Annotated in this window: 3 protein-coding genes and 1 pseudogene; 3 read left to right on the top strand and 1 reads right to left on the bottom strand. The window is 63.5% G+C overall.

What is annotated here, in order from left to right; translation table 11 throughout:
• Positions 1-208 precede the first annotated feature (208 nt).
• The 3 genes from ACT8II_RS09120 to ACT8II_RS09110 are packed head-to-tail and all read left to right on the top strand — an operon-like array spanning position 209 to position 4,049.
• Positions 209-1,057, top strand: a complete 849-nt coding sequence (locus ACT8II_RS09120) for an Mrp/NBP35 family ATP-binding protein (protein WP_302742268.1) — start codon at positions 209-211, stop codon at positions 1,055-1,057.
• A gap of 11 nt (positions 1,058-1,068) precedes the next feature.
• Positions 1,069-2,406, top strand: a complete 1,338-nt coding sequence (locus ACT8II_RS09115; protein WP_443813910.1) for an FAD-dependent oxidoreductase — start codon at positions 1,069-1,071, stop codon at positions 2,404-2,406.
• Positions 2,400-4,049 (top strand): NAD(P)/FAD-dependent oxidoreductase, encoded by a 1,650-nt coding sequence (locus ACT8II_RS09110; protein WP_443813906.1) that lies wholly within the window; start codon positions 2,400-2,402, stop codon positions 4,047-4,049. Before ACT8II_RS09115 ends, ACT8II_RS09110 begins: the two co-directional genes overlap by 7 nt.
• Here the strand turns inward: ACT8II_RS09110 and ACT8II_RS09105 are convergent.
• A pseudogene (locus ACT8II_RS09105) lies at positions 4,046-4,311 on the bottom strand (hypothetical protein); the annotation flags it as partial. The gene ACT8II_RS09110 and the pseudogene ACT8II_RS09105 overlap by 4 nt on opposite strands.

Below are 4,311 nucleotides of genomic sequence, written 5' to 3'. Positions count from 1 at the left end.
GGAACGCCGCTTTGTCTCCCTACGGCAAGCCGTCCCTCGGCAGACGGTCAAACATGTCGCGCGGGGAGCATGCACCCGATTGGGAATGACGGCCTGAAGAAACATCAGATCCTCGCGGCTTCTCGGCGCAAAACCTGGAGCCAATCGGATGCGAATCGCTTCGGGGTACAATGGAAAAAGTTATGCATCATGAGGAAAGGATGCGCACATGAGCTGTGAGCACGCAACCGCGGCGGGCGGACAGACCGCGCCGCAGGAATTTGAGGAGAACAACCTGTCCGAGGTCAAGCGCGTTATCGCCGTGCTTTCCGGCAAAGGCGGCGTTGGAAAGTCCCTTGTGACGGGGTCTCTCGCCGTTGAGCTGGCACGTGGCGGCCACAAGGTCGGCATTTTGGATGCCGATATCACCGGCCCGTCTATCCCCAAGATGTTCGGCATGAGCGGTCGCCACGCCATGGGCCTGGGCAACCTGCTACTGCCCGAGATTTCCGAGCACGGCGTAAAGGTCATGTCGAGCAACCTCCTGCTTAAAAACGAGACCGATCCCGTTCTTTGGCGCGGCCCCGTGATCGCCGGCGCCATCCGCCAATTCTGGAGTGAGACCTCCTGGGGCCCGCTCGACTATCTGCTCGTCGACATGCCTCCCGGCACCGCCGACGTCGCCCTCACCGTTTTCCAATCCCTTCCCGTCGACGGCATCGTTATCGTGACGAGCCCGCAGGATCTCGTCTCCATGATCGTTGCCAAGGCCGTCAACATGGCAGAGAAGATGAACATCCCGGTCCTTGGCGTGGTCGAGAACATGAGCTACGTGGAGTGCCCCGATTGCGGCAAGAAAATCGAGGTCTTTGGGCCCAGCAAGCTTGACGCCGTTGCCGAGCAATACGGCCTCGAGGTCCTCGGCCGTCTTCCCATCAACCCCGCCCTCGCCGCCGCCTGCGACGCGGGCTCCATCGAGGCCGATCTGCCATCGGGCCTCCTTCCCCGCGCGCTTGCCAAGGTCAGCGAAGTGCCGGAGCACGTGGAACCCGCCGACTCCGGCGAAGCCTCGGCGTAACAACCGTGGGCGTGGACAAGCGGACGAAGAACGGCGACGTCATCTACGACGTCGCCATCATCGGCGGAGGCGCAAGTGGGCTCGCCGCGGCGATCACCGCAGCGCGCGCCGGCGCCCGCTGCTGCATCGTGGAGGCAGACGTCGAGGCGGGTTTGGGTATCCTCGCCACCGGCAACGGCCGCTGCAATATCTCCAACGCCAGGCTGGCACCCCGGCATTTCTTGCATGAAGATGCGGCACGAGCCATGTTCGGTGCGCACGCAGAGCGGGATATCGCCGACTTTTTCGAGCGTCTGGGGCTCATGCTCGCCGAGGAAGGCGAAGGGCGCCTCTACCCCGTGACACGTCGGGCCGAATCCGTACGCGATGTACTCCTCAACGCATGCAGTCGTCTCGGGGTCGACATTCTCACCTGTGCGACCGTCTCGCACGCAGCTCCATGCACGTCTCCATCCGGCTATTGGGACCTCACATTGAGCGTTCCCGCTGCCGCACTCTCGTTCAAGCAGGGGCGCGATGCCAAGGCTCGCGTTCGCAACGCGCGCAAGGCACTCGCCGTTGCAGAGCGCACCGAACGGACGCTCCATGCTCGACGGGTCATCATCGCGGTCGGCGGGCGCTCGGCATCCACGTGCGAGGTCTTCCGCCTTGCACACCTCAATGAAATTCCCGTCCTATGTCCCATCGCCTGCGAAATCGATTCCAACGCACCAGGCGCGACACGGCACGCACTCGCCCTCGAGCATCTCGACGGGCTGAGGGTCGAAGGCGCGCTTTCGCTCATGCGCGAGGGCGCCGTCATTGCGTCCGAGGCAGGCGAGGTCCTCTTCCGCCCCTATGGCATCTCCGGAATAGCGGCGCTCAACCTCTCCCGGAGGATCGAGCCCGGTGACATCATCGAACTCGACCTCTTTCCCAGCCTGGGCCAAGCCGACATGACCGAGCTCCTCCGCTCGCGCGCCAGCAGCATCGGGTCGTACTGCGGCGATGCATCGTGGTTCGACGGCTTGGTCGCCCGTCCTCTTGCGTCTCTGCTTTGCGCCATGCTCAACGACTCCGCCGATCCCATGGCACACGCCGCCACCCTCCTTCACCACCTGCGCTTCCGCGTCCATGGAACGACGGAACATGCACAAGCGCACATACACCGCGGCGGTATCCCCCTTTCGTCCGTAAACCTCGAGACGTGCGGCATTGTGAGCTTTCACGACGGAACATCTCCCAGCGGCCTCTTCGCATGTGGAGAGGCGCTGAATATGGATGCCGATTGCGGAGGTTACAACCTCGCATGGGCATGGGCGTCGGGCATGCGTGCGGGCCTGTACGCCTCGAAAGGAACTTCATGCTAGAGATTTCGGAAATCCCTTGCTCGCTTAAGCAGGGCGCAACGGAGGCGAGCTGCCTCGACGTATGCAAACGCGAGGCCGCACGGTTACTCCGCTGCGACCCAAAGACGTTCCGTAGCGTCACGCTTCATCGCAAGTCGATTGATGCGCGCAAAAAGGCACAGGTGCACTTCACCCTGAGCGCACGCTTTGAGGTCGACCCGGCCCTCGATGAACTCGAGCTCATCGAGAGCGTCTCCACCCGTGATGCGCGGCGCGTACGTGTGGTTGATTTCTCCGAGCCCACATTTGAACACGGCTTCACGCGTTCCTCGCACAACGAACCCCATCCTCAACCCATCGTGGTGGGAGCTGGATGCGCGGGACTCTTCGCCGCGCTCACCTTAGCCGAAGCAGGCCTCTCTCCTCTGCTCATTGAGATGGGCGACGACGCAGACCGGCGCACCGATGCAGTCGCGCGCTTCAACGCCACGGGCGAACTCGACCCCGCCTCCAACATCCAGTTCGGCCTCGGCGGCGCTGGAACGTTCTCCGACGGCAAGCTCAACACGGGCACCAAGAATCCCCTGCACCGTCTCGTGCTGAGGACTTTGGTCGAGGCGGGCGCACCGCGCGACATTCTCTGGGACGCCAAACCGCACATCGGCTCAGATGTTCTTCCCACCGTCGTCACTCATATGATCGACCGCATTCGCTCCTGCGGCGGCACGGTCCGCTTCCGCACCAAGCTCGTCGACGTCACGATGGATGACCAGGGGAAGATAGCCGGAATCACCATCGAACATGGCGGGCGAAGAGAGCATCTTCCCGCCTCACACCTCATTCTTGCCTGCGGTCATTCCGCGCGAGACGTCTTCGAGCTCTTGCTTAGCCGCAACGTCTCGCTCGCACGCAAGACCTTCGCCATGGGGGTCCGTATCGAACATCTGCAAGTCGATATTGACAATGCCCTCTATGGCACGGCAGCGGGGCATCCCTCGCTCGGCGCGGCTCCCTACAGCCTCGTCGCGCACCTCAAAAACGGCAGGAGCCTCTTCTCCTTCTGCATGTGCCCCGGCGGCGAAGTCGTCGCCGCCGCATCAGAGCCGGGCGGCGTGGTGACAAACGGGGCGAGCCTCAGCGCACGCAACGGCCGCAACGCTAACGCGGCGCTCCTCGTCAATATCGAGCCCAACGATCTTCCCGGCGATAATCCGCTCGCGGGCATGCATCTGCAGCGATCCTGTGAACAGCGTGCATTCGAGCTCGGAGGCGGAGCCTATCGCGCGCCGGCGCAAACAGTCGGGGACTTTCTCTCCCGTCAGCCTAGCACGGGCCACGGACGCATTGAGCCAACCTATCCGAGAGGCGTTACCTGGGGCTCCCTTGAGGGCATCTTGCCGGCGCACGTCACCGAAACGCTACGCGAGGGCATTCCGGTGCTTGGGCGCAAGCTCAAGGGCTACGATGATCCAGACGCCGTCCTCACCGCACCCGAAACGCGCTCAAGCTCACCCGTCACGGTTGTCCGCGATCGTGCGAACTGCGTCTCCGTCAGCACTCCCGGTCTCTATCCCTGCGGCGAGGGTGCGGGCTACGCGGGTGGCATCATGAGCGCCGCAACTGACGGCATCCGCTGCGCACAGGCCCTTTTGTCGACTCTTTAACCGCGGGCACCCTCGACTCCGCCCGAAACGGAAAGCGAGACGGCTGCATACACGAAACCCCATGCCGCCACGTAGAGGGCGAGGGCGAACGCGGGAAGCATCCCCGCGGCGCCGAACAAGCCAAACAGCCCGGCAAACGCGGCCAAGAGAGCGGCAACCGCAACGGCGACCTGCACCGTCCAGCGACCGACGCCGCGGCATTCCATAGCAACGGCAGTGACGAGGATATACAGAGCCATGAAAGCACACGTGGCGAAGAGGG

It is taken from the genome of Collinsella sp., from assembly GCF_052346665.1.
Taxonomy (GTDB): domain Bacteria; phylum Actinomycetota; class Coriobacteriia; order Coriobacteriales; family Coriobacteriaceae; genus Collinsella.
Note: the sequence above shows the minus strand (reverse complement) of the source record. Positions and strands in the feature narration are given on the sequence as shown.